This is a genomic window from Mycobacterium sp. NPDC050441, assembly GCF_040655355.1.
Taxonomy (GTDB): Bacteria; Actinomycetota; Actinomycetes; order Mycobacteriales; family Mycobacteriaceae; genus Mycobacterium.
This window is the reverse complement of the sequence record NZ_JBFAJS010000006.1, coordinates 476,904-495,449: the sequence shown is the minus strand read 5'-3', so window position 1 is coordinate 495,449 and position 18,546 is coordinate 476,904. Positions and strand designations below refer to the sequence as shown.

14 protein-coding genes and 1 pseudogene are annotated in these 18,546 nt (G+C 66.4%); 5 read left to right on the top strand and 10 right to left on the bottom strand.

What is annotated here, in order from left to right; translation table 11 throughout:
• Positions 1-38 precede the first annotated feature (38 nt).
• Together AB0I14_RS20795 and AB0I14_RS20790 are read left to right on the top strand one after the other, a co-directional pair.
• The gene (locus AB0I14_RS20795) at positions 39-800 is read left to right on the top strand and encodes an NAD(P)H-binding protein (RefSeq protein WP_358025420.1); all 762 of its coding nucleotides are present in this window, start codon (positions 39-41) and stop codon (positions 798-800) included.
• A 97-nt stretch (positions 801-897) separates the two neighbouring features.
• Positions 898-1,479 carry a DUF1707 domain-containing protein gene (locus AB0I14_RS20790; protein WP_358025418.1) on the top strand — a complete coding sequence of 194 codons (582 nt, stop codon included), beginning with the start codon at positions 898-900 and terminating at the stop codon, positions 1,477-1,479.
• 52 nt (positions 1,480-1,531) lie between these two features.
• Here AB0I14_RS20790 and AB0I14_RS20785 read toward each other — a convergent pair whose 3' ends face one another.
• The 6 genes from AB0I14_RS20785 to AB0I14_RS20760 form a co-directional block, all read right to left on the bottom strand.
• Positions 1,532-2,110, bottom strand: a complete 579-nt coding sequence (locus AB0I14_RS20785; RefSeq protein WP_358025416.1) for a hypothetical protein — start codon at positions 2,108-2,110, stop codon at positions 1,532-1,534.
• A 245-nt stretch (positions 2,111-2,355) separates the two neighbouring features.
• Positions 2,356-3,942: a hypothetical protein gene (locus AB0I14_RS20780; protein WP_358025414.1), complete on the bottom strand. Its 1,587-nt coding sequence runs from the start codon at positions 3,940-3,942 to the stop codon at positions 2,356-2,358.
• Positions 3,943-4,679: 737 nt separating this feature from the next.
• Positions 4,680-6,068 (bottom strand): hypothetical protein, encoded by a 1,389-nt coding sequence (locus AB0I14_RS20775; RefSeq protein ID WP_358025412.1) that lies wholly within the window; start codon positions 6,066-6,068, stop codon positions 4,680-4,682.
• A gap of 638 nt (positions 6,069-6,706) precedes the next feature.
• Positions 6,707-7,372 (bottom strand): hypothetical protein, encoded by a 666-nt coding sequence (locus AB0I14_RS20770; protein WP_358025410.1) that lies wholly within the window; start codon positions 7,370-7,372, stop codon positions 6,707-6,709.
• Positions 7,373-7,412: 40 nt separating this feature from the next.
• Positions 7,413-9,401, bottom strand: coding sequence for a VWA domain-containing protein (locus tag AB0I14_RS20765; protein ID WP_358025408.1), 1,989 nt, complete (start codon positions 9,399-9,401; stop codon positions 7,413-7,415).
• Entirely contained in the window at positions 9,394-10,776 is a 1,383-nt protein-coding gene (locus tag AB0I14_RS20760) for a sigma 54-interacting transcriptional regulator (RefSeq protein WP_358025406.1), read from the bottom strand. Before AB0I14_RS20760 ends, AB0I14_RS20765 begins: the two co-directional genes overlap by 8 nt.
• Positions 10,777-10,901: 125 nt before the next feature.
• Between AB0I14_RS20760 and AB0I14_RS20755 the strand changes: the two are divergent.
• From AB0I14_RS20755 to AB0I14_RS20745, 3 genes and pseudogenes are all read left to right on the top strand, one after another.
• Positions 10,902-11,723: pseudogene (locus AB0I14_RS20755) on the top strand (serine/threonine-protein kinase); the annotation flags it as partial.
• A 78-nt stretch (positions 11,724-11,801) separates the two neighbouring features.
• Complete coding sequence (locus AB0I14_RS20750; RefSeq protein ID WP_358025519.1) at positions 11,802-12,770, top strand: LpqN/LpqT family lipoprotein; 969 nt, start codon at positions 11,802-11,804, stop codon at positions 12,768-12,770.
• A gap of 48 nt (positions 12,771-12,818) precedes the next feature.
• Positions 12,819-13,838, top strand: a complete 1,020-nt coding sequence (locus AB0I14_RS20745; protein ID WP_358025404.1) for an alpha/beta hydrolase — start codon at positions 12,819-12,821, stop codon at positions 13,836-13,838.
• A gap of 100 nt (positions 13,839-13,938) precedes the next feature.
• On the opposite strand, the gene purH is transcribed toward AB0I14_RS20745, so the two are convergent.
• From purH to AB0I14_RS20725, 4 genes are read right to left on the bottom strand one after another with little or no spacing between them, the layout of a single operon-like run.
• A complete protein-coding gene (gene purH, locus AB0I14_RS20740) occupies positions 13,939-15,501 on the bottom strand; it encodes a bifunctional phosphoribosylaminoimidazolecarboxamide formyltransferase/IMP cyclohydrolase (RefSeq protein WP_358025402.1) in 1,563 nt (520 codons plus the stop codon).
• On the bottom strand, positions 15,498-16,127 hold the full coding sequence (purN, locus tag AB0I14_RS20735; RefSeq protein ID WP_358025400.1) for a phosphoribosylglycinamide formyltransferase: 630 nt from the start codon (positions 16,125-16,127) through the stop codon (positions 15,498-15,500). The genes purH and purN overlap by 4 nt, the downstream gene beginning before the upstream one ends.
• Positions 16,128-16,137: 10 nt before the next feature.
• Positions 16,138-17,643: a DUF6350 family protein gene (locus AB0I14_RS20730; RefSeq protein WP_358025398.1), complete on the bottom strand. Its 1,506-nt coding sequence runs from the start codon at positions 17,641-17,643 to the stop codon at positions 16,138-16,140.
• A 60-nt stretch (positions 17,644-17,703) separates the two neighbouring features.
• Positions 17,704-18,528, bottom strand: coding sequence for a DUF5336 domain-containing protein (locus AB0I14_RS20725; RefSeq protein WP_358025396.1), 825 nt, complete (start codon positions 18,526-18,528; stop codon positions 17,704-17,706).
• Positions 18,529-18,546 lie beyond the last annotated feature (18 nt).

Below are 18,546 nucleotides of genomic sequence, written 5' to 3'. Positions count from 1 at the left end.
GCTGACAGCCCCGGTGACGCGTCGGTAGCGTGGCGGGCATGCCACGCACTGTGCTCGTCACCGGGGCGAGCGGCACTCTCGGCCACCATGTGGTGCCCGAGGCGACCGATGCCGGTCATCAGGTCCGCGCGTTGAGCCGCCGGGAGCGGGTCGGTTACACGGGCGTGCACTGGCACCAGGCCGACCTGCTGTCCCCCGGCGGTTTGAATGCCGCACTCGACGGCGTGGACGTCGTCGTCCATTGCGCCACGCAAGCCACCGGGAGCAAGGACGTCCGGGCGGCCCGGAACCTGATCGAGGCCGTACGACGCAAGGGCGTCGGGCACCTCATCTATATCTCGATCGTCGGGATCGACGACATCCCGCTTCCTTATTACAAGACCAAGTTGCGGGTCGAGCAGGCGCTCGAGACGTCCGGGGTCGGGCACACGATCCTGCGCGCGACGCAGTTCCACGAGCTAATTGAAAAGACGTTCTCGGCACAGCGATTTTCACCTGTTTTGTGGGCGTTGCGCGACGTCCGATTCCAGCCGATCGACACCCGGGATGTGGCCTCCCGACTGGTCGCGCTGATCGATTCAGAGCCGGCCGGGCGGGTGTCCGACATCGGCGGCCCCAGCATCCACAGTCACCCAGAGTTGGGACAGATGTATCTGACAGCACACAACAGCGTGCGTCGGGTGGCCAGATTCACCATCCCCGGCCGGATCGTCGCCGGTTACAGGTCGGGGGCCAATCTGACCCCGGAAAATGCAGTCGACGGCATTTCGTTCCAGGACTATCTCGTAACTGGCGGATAGATCACCGGCGCCGGGCAGGGTCCACTTCCTCCACCCCGGCGACACAGTTTGGCTACTGGTCTTGCATGTGACAGCGATAGTCGTAGGCTCGACAGCGATGAGCACTTCAGCGCCGCAGGACAGGTCGATGCGGGCTGCCGACACCGACCGCATCCAGGTGGCGCAGCTGCTCACCGATGCTGCCGCCGCGGGCCGGCTGCCGATGAACGAATACGAGGACCGGCTAGCAAAGGCCTACGCGGCGCAGACCTATGACGATCTGGCCCGGCTCAGCCGCGACCTTCCCGGCGCGGTGAACTGTTCGGCCGGACACTGTCGCCCCGCCCCCTCGACGCTGCTGCTGGCGATCATGAGTGGGTTCGAGCGCCGCGGCCGGTGGAACGTGCCGAAGAAGCTGACGACGTTCGCGCTCTTCGGTGGCGGAGTGGTCGATCTGCGCTATGCCGATTTCACCGCACCCGACGTCGATGTCCGCACCTATTCGATCTTCGGCGGGCAGACCATCCTGGTGCCACCCGAGGTGAATGTGGATGTCGATGGTGTGGGCGTGATGGGGAACTTCGATCACAGCGTCGACGGGGCCGGCACGTCCGGGGCGCCGCGGGTCCACATCCGCGGTTTCTCCCTGTGGGGCAGCGTGAGCGTCAAGCGCAGGAAGCGCCGTAACCAGACCGATTGAAAGACAGAACGGGCGGGCCCGAAGGCCCGCCCGTCGTGGTATCAGGTGAACGTCAGCAGCTGGCTGCCTGCGCGCTCACCTTCATGCCGCCCGCCGCAACGCAGTTCGACGGCTTGGCGGTGGAACCCGACTTGGCCGAGGCCGTCGAGGTGTTACCGCTGGCCAGCTTGGGCAGGACGCCCGGCAGGTTCTTCTCCTCGGGCAGCGCAAGGCCGCGCGCCTGGAGGTCGTCGTAGTAGTACTTGCCGGCGTTGACGTTCAGCTCGCCCTTGACGACGCCGTTGGTGCCCGGATCAACCTTGCCTGTCTTGGGGTCGACGACGCCCGTGCTCGAGGTCCCGTAGTTCAGGTGGTAGACCTTGCCCAGATCGCTGTCATCGAGGGCCTTGTTGACCGGGGTCTTCTGGTTGAAGACCTGATCGCCGACGGCCTGCGTGACACGCACGCCCGGCGCCGGGTTACCCAGATCAGGACGCCCCACAGCGTCGGCGGACGGGTTACCGGTGTTGGTGGGTACGGCGAGCGCCATCCCGGCCGGCCCAGTCATCGCCAGCGCACCGCCCGCGAGGATCCCACCTACCAACGTCCGGCCTCGTACCGACCGCTCGGAGATCTTCCGATGTTTTGCCATGCCTGTAACCTCTCGTGATTGGCGTTGCGCCACAGCTGAATTGGAGCCAGGCAGCTGACATAGCCACTGGCCCGCCAGCGAACCTAAGGCACGGCGAGCAGGCGCGATAGGTAGTGGCGACGTTGTTCATTTGCTGTTCGGCACATGATCACGAGAATTCACAGGGCGTACACAGGTACCGCCCAAGAACATGAAAACGCAACGGCCCCCTCCGTTTTGGAGGGGGCCGTGACGTGAGTCAGGTGCTACTTGTCGCTCTTCTTGTCTTTGTCGCCGGAATCGGAATCGGCGTTGCCGTCCTTGGCCTTCTCGTGCGTGTCCGCACCGGCCTTGGTCTTAGGCGTGGCCTTGAAGGCCTTCTCCAGATTCTTCGTGGCGTTATCGACGAACTTCTCACCGGCCGACTTCTTGCGCTCGGCGGACTTGCGCTCGGGCTTGGCCACCAAGCTGTCGCGGACCAGCGAGCTGCCGGTGCCGGACTTGCTCTCGGCGCCGGGCTTGGTCTCGGTGCCGGGCTTGGTCTCGGTGCCAGCCTCGGTGCCGGACTCGGCGTCGGTGCCAGTCTCCGTCGAGGCCGCGGTCTCGACGGCGTCCACGGTCTCGATCGTGCGTTGCGGCAGCTTGATTTCCGGGAGCTTGATCTCGGGCAGCTTGAGCTCAGGAAGCTTGGGCGCCTTGACTTGTGGAGTCTCGGGGTTCGAAACCTCAACGACGGGCGTGGCTGCCTCGGTGCCGCCCTCGGCGGTCTCGTCGACCGTGGTGTCCTCGGTCTTGAGGTCGAGAGTCTTGACGAGCTTGGACTCGGCGGGCCCCTCGAGCTTCTCCACGAGCTTCTTGAACGGCGACTCGACGTTGGTCGGCAGGCTCAGCAGCTTGCTGAGGTTCGGCAGGCTGGTGGACGTCACGGAACCCGGCTCGGCTTCCGTCTTCGCCGTGGTTTCCTGCTGCGCCGACAGGAGGCTGAAGCTGTCGCCCTCTGCTGATTCGGGCGGAGCAATCAGCTCCCTCACGGTGTCAACGATGTAGGTGACGGCGGCGGTGATGCCCGTGGCGTCGCCGTACCCGAAGAAGAACGAGTTGCTCAGATTCTGTACAAAACTGCCATCCGGCAGGTTGTCGTTGAGAATGCTACCGACGACCGTAGCTGCCCCGCCCCCGAAGAACTCGTCGACGCGCTTCGACAGCTGGAGACGTTGGGTCGGGTCGAACGCATCGACGATCGAGGCGCCGATCACCGAACCGAGATAGGCGAATTCGGTGGCGCCGGCCTCGAAGAAGATGTTGTCGAAGACGTCGAGAGGCAGAATGTTGTCGCTGAGGTAGTACGCCAGACCGGTGAAACCGTCATGGCACATCGCGCCGGTTGCGGAGCAGTTGCCCGGGTCGTAGAAGTTCTCGTTGACCTTTTTGCCGGCCGCGTCATAGAACTGGACGTCGTCGCCCATGTCCCCGACCGTGGCGAGGATCTTGCCCTCCGCGTCGCGGTAAAGGGGCTTTCCGTCCGGACCGAGGAGAGCCGTGGAGTCCGGGGTGTCTTCCCCCGGAGCTACGAGCTTGCCCTCCTTGAGGATGTAGCCGGGGGTGGGGGCGGGAACATAGCCCTGGTAGTAGTAGCCGCCGTAACCATCGAGGAAGGAACCCAAGGCTCCTTCCAGCGAAAGCGCCACGAGACTGATTTGCTCCGCCGTCATGGTCCGGTGCACTGGGGCTTCGGCACTCGAGGCGGCGACCGTGATCTCGTCACGCGGAACGAACAGCGCAGGGGTACCGGCAACCAGCGCACCGGCGCTGAGCAGGGCCACACCTGTGGTGACGAGTGGACGGACTGCCATGTGGGTGTGGCCCCTTATCTCGAGCGCGGGGCGGATTCCTGAGAATCCGTCCCGCGTATCTGCGTATTACCTTAAAAGTCCTTGAGAAGGGTAATTCCCGCCACCCCCTCCCGCAACCTCTCTCGACGCGGGACAGGAGCCCCTGACGCGCCGCCGCAGCGCCGCTTTTGCGGGACGACTCCGACAAATATTTCGATGCCGAACGCGAAATTCCCGATCGATTCACGTTCAGCTAATTTCGCATTCCGTTGCCGCCGCGCTCGTCGGGCACAAAAGTGCGGGTTGGCGCGTACGGAATCCGCGGCGCAACCGCCGGAGGTACCGGTCCGGCACACTCGCGCGCCCGGCCGGGCCTACGGGGCGCAGACCCCGAGGCGAGACCACTCATATCCCTAGGTCAGCGCGCATGGCACCGGCACCGGCCGTCACCGATCCGCCGTGAGTCGGGTGCGGGCCCCGCCCCGGCGTGGCGCCCACCCTGGCCTCAACGGCCCGCGGCCGTCAGCCCGCCAAAAACCCCCGCCGAAAGCCAGCTCTCTCCCCTGGCGAAAAGCGATCGTGGCCGCCATTTATTGGGGCGGCATTTGCCGATGCAGAACGACGCCGAGAAACACCGGCCAGACTTCGCCTTACGTAGCAGTCAATAAGACCAGGTCACGGGCGTGAGCGAACATCCGTGACCGTCGTCAGATACTGAGAAAAAGCTGAGACCGCGCTCAGTTTTCGTGACGCACCGGCTACTTGTCGCCGCCGCCGTCGGTTCCGTTGTCCTTGCCGGCGCCGGTGGCATCCTTGATTGCCTTGTCCAGCTTCTTCAGGAACTTGCTGCCGTTGGACTCCCCCTTCGGGCCGCCGTCGCCGAAGAGGATGGGTGGGGTGACCTTGTTACCGGTCTTGGTGTTGACACCCGTGTTCGTGTCGCCTTCCACCGCAGGCTCTTTGTCCTTGACCGTGCCCTTGGGCGTGAGGTCGGGCTTCAGTTCCGGAGCCTTGAATTCGGGTGTCTTCAGCTCCGGCACCTTGAACTCGGGAACCTTCAGCTCCGGCACCTTGAACTCGGGCGCCTTGGGCATTTCGAACTTCGGGGCTTCCGGCGTCTGAATCTCGCCGCCCAGGGGAATGGCTCCGATGCCGCCCTCGACCGGGTTCTCGGGGCCCTTCACCACGTCCTGTTCGGTGGCGTCAAGGTCCGTGACGAGTTTGGTCTCATCTGCGGCAGGAGCCTTGAACGGCAACTTCAGCAGGTCCTTGAACGGCGACTCGAACTTCTTGGTCGACAAGGTCAGCAGCGACCCCGGCCCGGGCAGGGTGGTGGAGCTCAGGCCGGTGTCCTTCTTGGCCAGCAGCATGGTGTCGCTGTTGTTCTCTTCCTCGGTCGAGAGCAAGGAAGGGCCGGAGTCGAGCGGATTGATCAGATTCGGCGTGGGAGTGGGAGTGCCCTGGGCGATGGCATCCACCACGTAGGTGAACGCTGCGTAGACGCCGGAGTTGTCGCCGTACCCGAAGAAGAACGAGTTGGTCAGACCGTAGGCGTAGCCGTCCTGTGGCAGGTTGTCGAGCAGCAGGTTGCCGACGAGTTGCGTTGCGCCACCTTCGAAGAAGTCGTCGACACGCTTGGTCAGATCGAGCCGGCCGGTCGGGTCAACCGCATCGATGGCCACGGCTACGGTACGGATGGCCTGATGCGCGAGTTCGGTGAACCCGCCCTCGAAGAAGATGTTGTCCACGTCGCCCAGCGGCAGGATGTTGTCACTGAGGTAGTACGCGAGCCCGGTGAACCCCTTCTGGCACACCGCGCCTTCCGCAGTGCAGTCCCCGGGTGCATCGACCATCACCGGGTTTCCATCCGCGTCGGTGACGATTTCGCCGGTGACCGGATCGATCTCGGGGACCTTGCCGGGAATGTAGATACCGCCGTACCCCTGGGTGAACGACTGCCACGCGCCCTGCAGCGACAGCGCAAGCAGATCGACCTGCTCCTGCGTCAGCCTTGTCGGGGCCAGCGCCGAGGTCGGCGCGGCGATGGTGATCTGATCACGGGGGACGAACAACGCCGGAGTCGCGGCGACGAGTGCGCCGGCGCTGAGCAGTGCGGCACCAGTGGTGATGAGCGGACGTACAGCCATGCGGTGGACCCCTTGACTAGAGGACGAAACGGCCGTTTCCGAGAATCCGCACCTGCACCAGCGGCAACTTAGAAACTCCTGAGAATGCTAAGGGTCGGCCTGCCCTCCTGCAACCGATAAACGCAGGAAAACATTATCCAATCCGGCGACCGCAGCCCACAATCAAGATCGACAGATTGCGTTCCAATTGGGCCATATCGTCACCAGCGTGTTCGACGCATATCCATACCCGGGCATGCACACCGCACGGCGCGAGGGCCCGCCTCTCCACCACCTACCCATTCCCCAGGTCAGCGCAATATTCTTCCCGTGCGGTCACCTCAAATCGCCGGGATCGGTCGATCACCGGCAGCCCATTTGATTGCCAATGCAATGAATCAAATCAGCCGCCTCCGAACGGCCTGATAATTGTTGCAGTACGCAAGAGTTGCATCGCCGAAACGTGGCTAAGCCCTCCGCCGCGGCTCGTTTTATTGCCAATGCAATCAAAGGAGGGGTCACAGTCAGATTTTGGGCAATTTGCGTGGGTGTTACGGCATTGTTCCGCGCAGGCATTTCCTCAGGGGGTGGCCGCATCGGCCACCAGATTGCCCGGCTCCAATGCGCGCAACGCGGAGACCAGCGGCAGGCCTCTCACCTCAGCGCGGCATCGCGATCCGCAACCCTGCCAGCATCACCTGCGCGTCGGCCATGAAGGTGGGATTGTTGGGCGCCGTGCTCTGCGCCAGCGCCACAATGTTCCAGACCTTCGCTCCGAGCGGCACCATCACCGATACGGAAGTCACGTAGCTCGTCTTGCTGATCTTGTCGTCGGGCGGCGTCGTGTAGTTGACCATCAACGCCGGGAAGCCACATATCTCGGACGGCACCTGGGTGATGTTCTCCGCACCTATGGATTGGAAGCCCTTGATGGTGTCATTCAGCAGGTCCTTGGGTGGACGGTCCCCGTCCGTCGCATCTCCGATCGACACCGAGATGGCCGGATTCGTCACACCGTCGCTGAGGGATTCATTGCGTAGTACCAATTTGACTGGGCCCTTGGCGAACTCAGGCACAGGGACCCAGCCCGGCGGTTGCGCGACACGCACCCTTGGCTCGTCGGGCCCGGTCCCTGGAACTTCGATCCAGGCATCCGAGTGCAACTGCTCGCAGGTTTGGGCCTTGTACCCGGGTGCTCCTGACGCTGCCGACGACGACCCCCCGGGTGGTTCGAACCCGGCCGTCGCGGTGCCGTCGGTCATCTGCGTGCATCCGCTGAGAATCAGTCCGGCCGCCAACGCGACCACACCCGCAACGCGTTTCATGACCCCCATCGCTCCCAGAGACTACGCGAGCCCGAAAAAGCTACCGCCGACGCGAGTGCAGGTAGTCGCCGACGACGGCGGCGCCCAGGCCGTCGAGATCGGGCACCACCACCCGGCCCTGCACGCGGCGGGCCACCTGGTCGATGAACCGGGCCAGGCCGGGATCGGAGCCCAACCGGAAGATCGTCACCTGGGCGCCGAGACGGGCCACCTCGTCAAAACCACGCACCGTGTGGGCGATGGTGCGCGGATGAGGTGGGTAGTCGAAGAAAACGGACGATCCTTCGCCGTCCCCGAAATCCTCCAGATGCGCGGTGGGCTCGCCGTCGGTCACCACGAGCACGACCGGCTGGGCATTGGGGTGACGACGCAGGTGCCGCGTCGCCAGGGCCAGCGCGTGGTGCAGATTCGTGCCCTGCTCGTACACGCCCTCCAGCCCGGTCAGCTCACCGGCGGTCACCGTGCGCGCGTAACGGCCAAAGGCAATGATCTGCAACTCATCTGAACGGAACCGGGTGCTCACCAGATGATTGAGCGCCAGCGCCGTCCGCTTCATCGGCAGCCAGCGGTTCTCCATCACCATCGAGAACGAGGTGTCCACCAGCAGCGCCACACAAGCCTGGGTGCGGGTCTCGGTCTCAGAGATCTCGACATCCTCGACCGCGAACCGGATGGGCCCTTCGACGATCCCGGTACCGGCCTGGCGCAGCACCGCATTGGTCACCGTGCGGGTGACGTTCCACGGCTCGGTGTCGCCGAACTGCCAGGGCCTGGTGGCCCCGGTCAACTCCCCGGCCGCACCGGCGCGACGGGTGTCCCGCTCGCCGTGTCGACCCGAAAGCTGTTGCGCCACATCACGCAATGCGGTCTGGCCGAGCTGCCGCATGGCCTTGGGTGAAAGCCGCCACTGCCCGTCGGAGCCACGGTCGATGAAGCCCTGGTTGACCAGGGCTTTCTCGAGTTCGGACAGGGTGCGGGCGTCGATCGCGGCGTCGTCGCCGAGCTGGCGCGCCAGCGCCTCAAGGTCGACGTCGTCCATCGACGCCCCGGCGTAGCTCTGCGACAGCGCGTCGGCCAACTGCTCCAACTCGGCAATGTCGGACAGCGCCTGGGCGCCCTCCCCCATACCCAGCGGGTCGCCACCGGAGAACCGTTCCGAACCGTTCCAGTCCTCACCGGGGCGCGCGGCCTGGAGGTGCGAGTCGAGCCGGTTCAACGCGTTCATCAACGACGGTGAACCGAAAGCCTGCTGTGCCAAGGCATCCAGCTCGGCACGCTGCTCGGCCGACAGGCTGTTGCGGAACCGCTGCGCGGCGGCGGCGCGCTTGGCCAACGCATCCAACAGTTCGTCGATGTTCTGCGGATTTTCCGGGAAGTACTCGCCGTGCTTGTCCATGAAATCTTGGAAGTCCTCAGGCGAATCTTTCCCCTGGGCGTGCTTGTCCAGCAGATCATTGAGGTCATCGAGCATGTCGTTGACCCGCTGCCGGTCCTCGTCGGTGGCGTTCTCCAACGCCTCCTTCATGCCGGCAAAACGCTGATCCAGCATCTCGCGGCCCAGCAGATCCTTGATCTGCTCGTACTTCTGCCGCGCCTCGGGGCTGCGCCAGTCGTAATCGGCGAGCTCCTGCACGGCCTTGGCCGGTGACGGCGAAAGCGCCTCCATCTGCAATTCGCCGAACCGTGCGTTGTCGTCGAGGGCGCGGGCCAACTCCTTGCGCTCGGCGAGCACAGCCTCGTCGAGCAGCTTCTTGATCTCCTGCAACGTGCCGTCAAGGTTGTGACGCTGCAACAGCTCCCGGCGTTTGCGGTTGGCCTCGGCAGCCAGCCGGTCGGTGCCGCGCATGCCCTCGGTGCCGCGACGCATCAACTCCGAGAGCGCGCGACGCGGCGAGCTGCCCTCCATGACGCTCTGACCGATCTGCTCGAGCGCGTCGCGCAGATCGATCGGCGGTGCCAGAGGGTCCGGGCCACCGGTGTATCGCGAATACCGCGAGGTGTGCCCATGCCTCCGACCGGGATCAGCCATAGACCGTCTCGCCCTCCCCCGTCATCTTGTCCACACGCTTGGCCAGATACAGCGCCTCCAAAGCCAATTCGATGGCCGCGGCCCGCTGACCGACCGACACCGCGCCCACCCTGGAGGCGAGCGCGTCGACCACGGCCAGATCGGGCAGGGCGGCCAGGACGTCCTTGGCCGACACCCGCTCGCCGGTGGTCACCGGCGAGCCCTCCTCGACCGCGGCCACCAACGGGGCGACGTCGATACCGCCCAGCAGTCGTTGCGCGGTATCGGCGGTGGCACGCCGCAACAGGTGCTCCAGCACGGCCTGCTCACGTCCCTCCTCGCCGGACTCGAACTCCAACTTGCCGCGCAGCACGTCGATCACGGTGTCCAGATCGACCACCCGGGCCACCGGATCATCCTCGCCGAGAATGGCGGAGCGGTGCCGCGCCGAGGCCGCCACCGTCTCGGCGGCCGCGATCGCGAACCGGGCCGACACACCGGAACGCTGGTCGATCGAACTCGATTCACGCAGATTGCGGGCGAACCGGGCCAGCACACCGAGCAGGTATTCCGGGACCTCGGCGGCCAACTGGGCCTCCTGGCGGATCACCCCGACCTCGTCGTCGATCTCCAACGGGTAGTGCGTGCGGATCTCGGCACCGAACCGGTCCTTGAGCGGGGTGATGATCCGGCCGCGGTTGGTGTAGTCCTCGGGATTGGCGCTCGCGACCACGAGGACGTCGAGCGGCAGCCGCAACGTGTAGCCGCGGACCTGAATGTCGCGCTCCTCCATCACGTTGAGCATCGACACCTGAATCCGCTCGGCCAGGTCCGGCAGCTCGTTGACGGCCACGATGCCGCGGTGCGCCCGCGGGATCAGCCCGTAGGCGATCGTTTCCGGGTCGCCCAGGCTGCGACCCTCGGCCACCTTGATCGGATCGATGTCGCCGACGAGATCGGCCACGCTGGTGTCCGGGGTGGCCAGCTTCTCGGTGTAGCGCTCACTGCGGTGGCGCCACTCGATCGGCAGATCGTCGCCGGAATCGGCGGCCCGGCGGATCGACTCCGGCGTGATCGGGCTGTACGGATGCTCACCCAACTCAGACCCGGCGATCACCGGCGTCCACTCGTCGAGCAGCCCCGTCAGCGCACGCAGCAGCCGCGTCTTGCCCTGGCCACGCTCACCGAGAAGCACCACGTCGTGCCCGGCGATCAAAGCCCGCTCCAGCTGCGGGATCACGGTGTCGTCGAACCCCAGGATCCCCGGCCACACGTCGCGGCGGTCGGCGAGTGCGGACAGCAGATTCTCCCGAATTTCGGCTTTGACGCCCCGCTCACGATGGCCGGAGGCACGCAGCTCACCGACGGTCCGAGGCAGATCCTTGGGTTGGCTCACCACTCCACGCTACGACTGAACCCGCCCGCGCACATCGCCACCCGGCAGAACTAGCACCCGGCACGCACGAGCCACTCCCCCGGCATAGTCGTTGCCCGAGCGTTGCTACCGGTAGTCTGCGCTCCATGCCGTTGGCTAGCGGTCAGGAATTCGCAGGGTTCACCATCGTGCGGTTGGTGGGCACTGGTGGCATGGGCGAGGTCTATTTGGCGTCCCACCCGCGGTTACCCCGCGAGGACGCTCTCAAAGTGCTGCCAATCAGCGTCAGCTCGGACAACGAATTCCGGCAGCGGTTCATCCGCGAGGCCGACATGGCGGCCACGCTGTGGCATCCGCACATCGTCGGCGTGCACGACCGCGGCGAGTTCGAGGACCGGTTGTGGATCTCGATGGACTTCGTCGACGGGCACGACGCCGCCCGGCTTCTGCACGATCAGTACCCGAAAGGCATGCCGGCCGAGGACGTCATCGAGGTCGTCACCGCCGTCGGCGACGCACTGGACTATGCGCACCAGCGCAAGCTGCTGCACCGCGACGTCAAACCCGCCAACATCCTGCTCACCAGCAAACAGGGTTCCAAGCGTCGCATCATGCTGACCGACTTCGGCATCGCACGGCGCGCCGACGAGGTCAACGGGCTCACCTCGACCAACATCACGGTGGGCTCGATGTCCTACACCGCGCCCGAGCAGTTGATGGGGCAGCCGCTCGACGGCCGGGCCGACCAGTACTCGCTGGCCGCTACGGCCTACCGCCTGTTCACCGGCACCCCGCCGTTCGCGCACAGCAACCCGGCCGTGGTGATCAGTCATCACCTGAACTCCCCGCCGCCCAAGCTTGCGGATTCGAAACCCGAACTGGCCGTGTTCGACTCGGTGATGGCCAAGGCCCTGTCCAAGGACGCCAAGGACCGCTACGCCACGTGCCACGACTTCGCCGTCGCGCTGACCGAGGCAGCCACCGGAACCACCCCCGAGGTGCGCACCCCGGCACCGGCTCACGAGCCGGCACCGCCCACCACGCCGATGATCATCCCGAAGCCGGTGAACCTGCCGCCGACGCCACTCTCGCCGTCGAACCCGCGGCAGGCGCCGCCGTCGGAACCGCCGGTGTTCACCTCGTCGTGGGCAGGTAACGAAACCTCTTCCCGCAAACCCGTCGCGAGTAATACGCCGGTCGGTATGCACGGCCTCGGCGGGCCGTCGGGACCGCCCGGACCGGTCGGGCCGCCGCAGACCAACTTCGGGCCACCCCCACTGCCACACACCCCGATTCCGCAGAAGTCGACCAACCGGCGCAACCTCGTCCTCGCTGCGGCCGCGATCGCCGGGGTGATCCTGCTCGTCGGCGGTATCGCGTTCGCGGTCACCTCGGGAGGCGAGGAAAACAACGGCGGCGGCGGCGAGACCACGTCGGCGATAGCCACGGACACATCCGGCGAGGAGACCACGACCGCGCCCAAGCTGGGCGCACACGCCTTCACCATCGCCGACTACATCAAGCAGAGCGGCATCGTCGAAACACCGGTCCATCGCGGCGATCCAGGCGCGCCGGTGTTCAACTGGCCGACTCCGCCCGGATGGATCGATGCCGGCACCCGCACACCGGCCTGGGCCTACTCGGCGATGGTCAATGACCCGACCAACCCGCCGGATCCGCCGTCGGTCATCTCGTTGATCTCCAAGCTGACCGGTGACGTGGATGCCAACAAGCTGCTCGAGTTCGCCCCCAACGAGCTGCAGAACCTGGCGGACTACAAGCCGAACGGTGACGTGTCCCGTGGCGAGATCGGCGGGTTCCCCTCGGTCCACCTGGCCGGGTCCTACGCCAAGGGTGATCAGCGCCGCGCGATCACCCAGACCACCATCGTGATCCAGGCGCCCGGCGCCGTCTACGTGCTGCAGATCAACGCCGACGCCCTGGACCGCGACAAGGGTGCGCTGACCGACATCAACAAGGTGATCGAGGCCCAGGCCACCATCGCCCTGCCCTGACGCCCGCCCCGATCCGAGCGAGTTCAGGTACCCGGTACCCTGGGTATCGTGAATTCGCTCGATTGGCGTAGCCGGCCGGCCACCGTGCACTTCGGCCCCGCATCCCTGCAGTCCAGAGCCCTCGGCTGGACCACCGCGATCTTCGTCCGCCCATTGCTGGGTCTGCTGACCCTGATCGGACTGGGCATCAACCGCGTCGCCCCAGCACTGCTGCAGCGCGCACATCTCGATGTCATCGACCGGCCCCTGCGGTTCATCAAGCCGCTGCCCGGCACCGAGGTGACGCCGGTCGCGCTGCCCAACTGCCCGGCCGAATGGGTGATCGCCCCCGAGGCCCGCGACTCCGATCAGGTGATCGTCTACCTGCACGGCTCGGCACTGGTGACCCTCGGGCTGAACTCACACCGGCGTTTCGTGTCGAAGCTGTCGGCCAGCACCGGGGCGCGTGTGCTCAACGTCGGGTACCGACTGGCCCCGCAGGCCGACATCGACGACGCCGTGGCCGACGGGCTCGATGGCTACCGCCTCGCCCTGTCGCTCGGCTTCGCACCCAATCAGATTGTGCTGGCCGGTGATTCGGCCGGCGGGCTGATGGCCGCCGACACCGCCCTGGCGGCTCGCGACGCCGGACTTCCGGTGCCGGCCGGGCAGATCCTGCTCTCGCCGCTGACCTCCTCCGACATGGACCTCAAATTCCGTGCGCTGCAGGAACATCGCGATGTGCTGTTCCCATTCATGACGGTGAAGTTCATCTACGACGTGTTCGCCACGGTCAACGGCACCCGTCCGACTCCCGTGATGCCACCCGAGGCAGACCTGCACGGGCTCGGGCCGTTCCTGTTCCAGGTCGGCACTCACGAGATGCTGCTCAACGACACCTTCGTCCTGGCCGACAAGCTGCAGGCCAGCGGTGTCCCGACCTGGGTTCAGGTGTGGGACAAGGCAATGCACATGTTCCAGCTGAGCTTCGACATCAACCCCGATGCACGTCATGCGGTCGAGGAGATCACGTCGTTCATCGCGTACGCGACCGCCGACGCCGAGGCGGAGGGTGAGGCGAGCGCTTAAGTGCGCTTGGGTGGTTGAGCCTTGCCTCTGCACCGTTTTCTACACCTGGGCTGTGACCGCTAGCTCGTCACAGCCCAGGTGTAGAAAACGGCGAACAAGACTAGTGCGCGAAATGCCTTGCGCCGGTGAGGTACAGCGTGATGCCCGCGGCCTCGGCAGCGGCGGTCACCTCGGCGTCACGGACCGACCCACCGGGGTGCACGACGGCCTTGACGCCGGCGTTCGTCAACGTCTCCAAGCCGTCGGGGAACGGGAAGAACGCATCGGAGGCACCGACCGAACCGGGCACCCGGTCGCCCGCACGCTGCACGGCCAGCCCGGCTGCGTCGACGCGATTCACCTGTCCCATACCGACACCCACGGTGGCGCCGTCCTTGGCAATCACGATCGCGTTGGACTTCACCGCGCGGCAGGCCCGCCAGGCGAACACCAGATCGCTCAGCGTCTGCGGATCGGCAGGCTCACCGGTGGCCAGCGTCCAGTTGGCCGGATCGTCGCCCTCGGCGTCGAGTGCGTCGCGCTGCTGCAGCAGCACCCCGCCACTGATCTGGCGGAGTTCGATGCCGCCGACCAGCGGCTCGGACGCCACCAGGATGCGGATGTTCTTCTTGCGCGCCAGGATTTCCACCGCGCCGGCCTCATATGCCGGGGCGATGATGACCTCGGTGAAGATGTCGGCGACCGTCTCGGCCATCTCGACACTGACTTCGGTGTTGGAGGCGATGACGCCGCCGAACGCGCTCAGCGGATCGCACTCGTGAGCCTTGCGGTGCGCATCTGCCACCGACTCCGAGGAGATCGCGATGCCGCACGGGTTGGCGTGCTTGATGATCGCCACGCAGATCTCCTCGTGGTCGAACGCCGCCCGCCACGCCGCATCGGCGTCGGTGTAGTTGTTGTAGGACATCTCCTTGCCGTGCAGCTGCTCGGCCTGGGCCAGTCCGGGCCACGCGGCATCGTCGCGGTACACCGCGGCCTGCTGATGCGGGTTCTCGCCGTAACGCAGCACCGCGCTGCGATGCCAGGTGCCGGCGAACCACGCCGGCAGCGGCTGCTTGGGCTCTTCCGGTGCCAGGGTGGAACCCATCCAGCCGGCGACCGCGACGTCGTACTCGGCGGTGTGCCGGAATGCCAACGACGCCAGCTTCTTCCGCTCATCGAGGGTGAACCCGCCGGCCCGGACCGCGGCCAGCACGCCGTCATAGCCCAGCGGATCGACCACGACGGCCACACTCGGATGGTTCTTGGCGGCCGCACGCACCATCGACGGCCCGCCGATGTCGATCTGCTCGACACACTCGTCCACCGATGCCCCGGACTCCACGGTCTCGGAGAACGGGTAGAGGTTCACCACCACGAGTTCGAACGCCTCGACCTTGAGTTCCTGCAGCGCCGCAACATGTTCGGGCTTGCGGGTGTCGGCCAGCAGGCCGGCGTGCACGCGCGGGTGCAGGGTCTTGACCCGGCCGTCGAGCACCTCGGGGAAGCCCGTCACCTCTTCGACCGGGGTAACCGGAACACCGGTGGCGGCAATGGTTTTGGCGGTCGACCCGGTAGAGACGATGGCCACGCCCGCCTCGTGCAGGCCACGGGCCAGATCGGCAAGGCCGGTCTTGTCATAGACACTGATCAGCGCTCGCCTGATCGGTTTCTTCTCGCTCACCCTATGGTCGCCTTTCGTCCAGTCCAGGTCACGCCGCGGGTTGCCAGCGCGGCCAGCACATCCACCAGCAGTCGTCGTTCGACCACTTTGATGCGCTCATGCAAAGTCTCTTCGGTGTCATCATCGAGCACCTCGATGGCCTGCTGGGCCAGAATCGGCCCGGTATCCATCCCGGAGTCGACGAGATGCACGGTGCAGCCCGTCACCCGCACGCCATACGCCAGCGCTTCGGGCACCGCGTGCGCCCCGGGGAACGCGGGCAGCAACGCCGGATGCGTGTTGACGACGCGGCCCGGGAAACGGGAAAGGAACTGGCTACCCAGAATTTTCATGAATCCGGCCGAGACCACCAGGTCCGGTTGGTGTTCTGCGGTGGCCTCGGTGAGCGCGGCATCCCAGGCGTCGCGCTCCGCATAATCGCCCAGCCGCACGGTGTACGAGGGCACCCCGGCCGCTGCCGCGATGTCCACCGCGGCACATTTGCGGTCGGTTCCGACCGCGACCACCCGCGCCGGATAGTCGTCTGCCGCAGCGGCCAGTAGCGAGGCGAGCAACGAGCCTGTCCCCGAAGCCAGCACTACCAGCCGCGCTGGCGCACTCGGAGGCACTTGTAGCGGTTGCTGCACGCGCAGCAGCCTAGTCGCCCGCGCGGCGCGGCTGATCGCCGGTCGCGTCGTCGTCGACGATGAAGTGGTCCTCGGGATCGTCATCGAGGTCTTCATGGCTCCGGGGGCGGGGTTCGTGGACGGTTTCCTGCACGTCGTCGTACTCGAGGTACCTATCGACGTACTCGGGCGCGGGCTCGTCCGCTTGCGGCTCCTCGGCCGACCACGACACCAGCGGTTCGTCCGGTTCGAGCTCGGGTTCGGGGTCCGGTTCGAGCTCGGGTTCGGGACCTGGTTCGACGTACTCGATGTCGTCCTCGTCGACGACGCCGTCTTCGGGCTCGTCCTCACTCTCGTACTCGGGCTGCGGGGCTACCGGCTCCGGCTCGGGCGGGGCCGCCGGGCGGGGCTTGCGGGTCAGGCCGCCGGACATCGCCACCGTCAGCCCGCCGATCCCGACGAACCACAGGAACACCGCCGGCGCGAACGTCGCCTGATCCACCCCGACAGACCCGAAATTGCCCAGCCGGCCGCCGCCGGCGAATCCGGCCAGCGCCATCGTCACCGCGGCCAGCGCCGACGCCACCAGCAACTTCCCGGTGGCCGCCCCGACCGGGAGCGGGCGTCGTGCACACTGCTGACCCACCGCCACCGCCGAGGCCGCCCCCACGATCAGGAGCGCCACCCAGATCGGGCCCAGCGGCGGCGTGGGCACCGCGGCCAGAACCGGCACCGCGGGGATGTCGCCGCCGAACACGGTGAACGAACTGAACGCGGCCAACCCGACATGGGCACTGGATCCGACCGCGATGGCCGAGGCCCCGACGATCACGTTGGGGATATAGAGGATCGACAACAGAGTCAAGCTGAGCTGGCCGAACAGACTGTCGGTGATCGCGAACAGATCGTGCATCGTGCCCCAATGCACCACCAGGGACGCCGCGGTCACCGCACCGGAAAGCCCGAACAGGGCGAGCACACCGGCGGTGGCGGCCCGAAACGCATCGGGCAGCCAGCCCGGCAGCGGCGAAGCGGCCAGCGTGCGTCGGCCCACCTTCGAACCGACACCGATCAGCGCGCCGATCACATGCACGACCAGCACGCTGCAGAACGCTCGCAGGGCACTGGGGGTCTGCAGTTCGCTGATCACCGAGGCTGCGTCGTGAATGACGGCCAACAGGATGGCCGCGACCAGAATGGGCCCGCCCAGCGCCGAGGCGACGACCCAGCGGGTGACGAACCAGGAGGAATTCGGGGCGGTGGCCGCCGCCGTCGTGCGGGCGGTGCCCCAGATCATCGTCATCACCGGCAGCAGCGGCATCACGCCCAGCTCGCGGCCGCCGATCGACACCGGCACCTGGTGTACGCCCAGCCACATGCTGGCGATCGCACCGAGCGCGCCCGTCATATCGCTGTTGGCGATCAGCAGTTGCAACAACACAACCGCGGCGATGATCACCAGCGCGACGACCGAGGGCCCGAACGCGACCCGGAGCAACTCACGTGCCTGGCGGGTGCCGACTGGCCGGTTACTCACTTGGTGGGCTGCTCCTCGCAATGATCGGCGCGTACGCGGGAAGCGCACGCGCCGATCAGCTTACGACGGCGCAGGGCCAGATTGCTGTGAAGGCGGCTGCTGTGCCGGACCGGCAGGGCCCGACTGCTGCGGCTGGCCGTAGGTGGGGTATCCGGTCGGAGGCGTCGGCGGACCGCTCGGCTGCTGCCCCTGCTGCCCCTGCACCGGGAAACCACCGGTGTTCGGACCACCGGAGTAGCCGCCGTACTGCGACGGGTAGCCGGGCTGCTGCGGCTGAGCCTGCTGGTAGGGCTGGCCACCGTGCTGCGGCTGGTGCTGCTGACCGTAGTACTGCGACGGGCCACCGTACTGGCCGTACTGCGGCTGCGGCTCGAACTGCGGCTTGGGGGCCGGAGGGGTGATGATGCCCGCTTCGAAGAGGAGCGCGGCGATCGCGGCTCCGGCCTGGATCAGGGTGAGGACCAGCATGGCGTACAGCGCCCAATCCGACTCGGCGCCGGGCGCGGCCAGCACGACCGGGATCGAGAGCAGGAATGCGACGGTGGACAGCACGACAGCCGCGGTGACGCGGTTCTTCTGCTTGGGCAGCACGCTCACTCCGGCCAGGAGTGCGGCGAGCAATGCCAGCGGTACGACCAAGGTGCCGACCACGATCGCAATGTCGAGGGCGAAGCTCACGAAGTAGGTGAGCAGACCGGCAACGGCCACCACGGCCAGCAGGATCTCGGGCAGCTTGTTCTCGCCGGGCTCCGCAGCGGCCGGGGCCGCCGCCGGGGCTGACGGAGCCGGAGCGGGGACCGCCTTGGCGAACTGCTGGGTCGCATCGAACTGCGAACCCGATTGCGGGGCCGGCGGGTAGCCGGGATTACTGGGCGGGTAGGTCATGACCTCTCCTGTGCTATC

Excerpts from the sequence above, each read along its gene's own strand:
- AB0I14_RS20795 (WP_358025420.1), top strand. The coding sequence starts at position 39 with ATGCCACGCACTGTGCTCGTCACCGGGGCGAGCGGCACTCTCGGCCAC.
- AB0I14_RS20790 (WP_358025418.1), top strand. The coding sequence starts at position 898 with ATGAGCACTTCAGCGCCGCAGGACAGGTCGATGCGGGCTGCCGACACC.
- AB0I14_RS20785 (WP_358025416.1), bottom strand. The coding sequence starts at position 2,110 with ATGGCAAAACATCGGAAGATCTCCGAGCGGTCGGTACGAGGCCGGACG.
- AB0I14_RS20780 (WP_358025414.1), bottom strand. The coding sequence starts at position 3,942 with ATGGCAGTCCGTCCACTCGTCACCACAGGTGTGGCCCTGCTCAGCGCC.
- AB0I14_RS20775 (WP_358025412.1), bottom strand. The coding sequence starts at position 6,068 with ATGGCTGTACGTCCGCTCATCACCACTGGTGCCGCACTGCTCAGCGCC.
- AB0I14_RS20770 (WP_358025410.1), bottom strand. The coding sequence starts at position 7,372 with ATGAAACGCGTTGCGGGTGTGGTCGCGTTGGCGGCCGGACTGATTCTC.
- AB0I14_RS20765 (WP_358025408.1), bottom strand. The coding sequence starts at position 9,401 with ATGGCTGATCCCGGTCGGAGGCATGGGCACACCTCGCGGTATTCGCGA.
- AB0I14_RS20750 (WP_358025519.1), top strand. The coding sequence starts at position 11,802 with ATGATCATCCCGAAGCCGGTGAACCTGCCGCCGACGCCACTCTCGCCG.
- AB0I14_RS20725 (WP_358025396.1), bottom strand. The coding sequence starts at position 18,528 with ATGACCTACCCGCCCAGTAATCCCGGCTACCCGCCGGCCCCGCAATCG.